The sequence below is a fragment of the Apibacter sp. genome, from assembly GCF_025291155.1.
GTDB lineage: Bacteria > Bacteroidota > Bacteroidia > Flavobacteriales > Weeksellaceae > Apibacter.
The window spans coordinates 1-1,698 of sequence record NZ_JAMBJZ010000149.1 but is presented as its reverse complement, the minus strand read 5'-3'; the positions used below and the strand labels follow the sequence as shown (position 1 = coordinate 1,698).

Sequence of the window (1,698 nt, the reverse complement as noted above, 5' to 3'; positions counted from 1 at the left end):
CATAAAAAATAAAAAGATAATAGTAAATAAATATAATTCATTTTAATGAGTATTTTTTAAGTTAGCATTTAGTTTAATCATTTGCCATCTAAATAGTGTCCTACCTTCTACCGGAGTTCTAGATTTCCCCTCAATATCTTGATTCCAATGACAGTAATCCATAATATTATCGGTTTGCTGTGCCTTATATGTAAATTCAGCTCTTTGTCCATCAAATGTATGTGGTAGCCCCATTGCATGCATAGTTTCGTGTGCAATAGTAGATTTATCATGTCCCTTAAAAAGCATTACATGATTACAATTTAAAGTAGGAGAATATCCTTGTGTAATTAATCCAGATTTAGAATTTGGATAATAAATATCTAAAAAATATAATTTATAATAATCTCTATATTTATCTTTATATATAAAATTAAGGCATTCGTCTAAATAATCTTCTAATTTCTTTTTATTATATTTCCCTGTGGTTCTTTCTATTCCATTCGCATTACAATATTCATTTTCAATAATAGATTGCATATTCATTCCTACATGTACAACCTTACCATTTTTAGGAAAAGTATATGCTTGCTTCAACCCTTGTAAAAAGAATAATTCTCCGCCAGATACAGCTGAACCTTGTATTTCTCTACCTCTAAATTTAGCTTTAATTTCTACAAAAACAATAGGTATATACTTATATCTAGTAGGATCATTTGCTAAAATTTTAAGTCTACCACATACTTCATTATCTGCAACTACTTCTATAATCTGGTCTTTCTTAAAGCTTTTAATACACTCTAATTCAAATTTATTATTTATGCTATAAATTTGATTATCATTCCTTATCTCTAAGTTTGAATTTTTAAAATTAAAATAATTAAAATCAGATTTTTGTTGTCTAACAAATAATTTTTTAGGTTTCTTATTTATTTCTATTTTTAGATTAAGCTTATGTTTTTCCCCTTTAAGCATAGTCATTATTGGCATGGGATCTAAATACGGATTTCCTTTTATTTTAGATTTCCACGGGATAATAATCGATTTATATGTTCTTAATATTTTATTATACATATTCCAATCTTGTTTAAAAAATATACTCCAAGAGTTCGTATTAGGAAAAACTGTTGTATAAGATAAATCAGTGTAATATTTTCCTATTATTTTTCCAAACCAGCTGGGATCTGAATTTAATCCACTATCCCCCATTCTAAACCAATCAAAACCATATTCTCCTTTCCAATTACCATGCGGTCTGAACATGACCAAACATTTAGCCTTTATTTCTTCCCGTTGGGGTTCATAGGAATTGCTTATATTGCTCAAAGAATTTTTAGTTTCCCCTTTCATTTCAGCTATACCTTGAGAATTTAAGGTAGCAAGCTCATCGGAATGTAAGAATAATTTTTGTCCTCCCTGCACAAAGGTTTCCGGACTTTCTATCTTGATTTGGTTTTCAGAATTTATTAAGGCCTTTCCTGCTTGCGTATGAAAATAATTGCTGATTAATTGCTGCATAAAAGGAGTTTTTATTGAAATTTTCTGCATAATATCATAGGTGGCCTGATTCCCTACTGTAAAATTTAGATTATTCCCTACATTAACCTTCATATCCTCTCCGGCTGTAAATTCAATGTCTTTAGGAGCATTCACTTTTATGTTTCCCTTACCATCCATAAACATTGTATTGCCACTGGGGTCTTCTATTAAAATACTTCC

The 1,698-nt window shown here is 29.3% G+C and carries 1 protein-coding gene; it reads right to left on the bottom strand.

Annotation, left to right across the window (positions count from 1 at the left end; genetic code table 11):
- Window positions 1-42: 42 nt before the first annotated feature.
- Window positions 43-1,698: zinc metalloprotease (locus M3Z80_RS09625; protein WP_459251454.1), on the bottom strand; the 1,656-nt coding region annotated here is incomplete at its 5' end.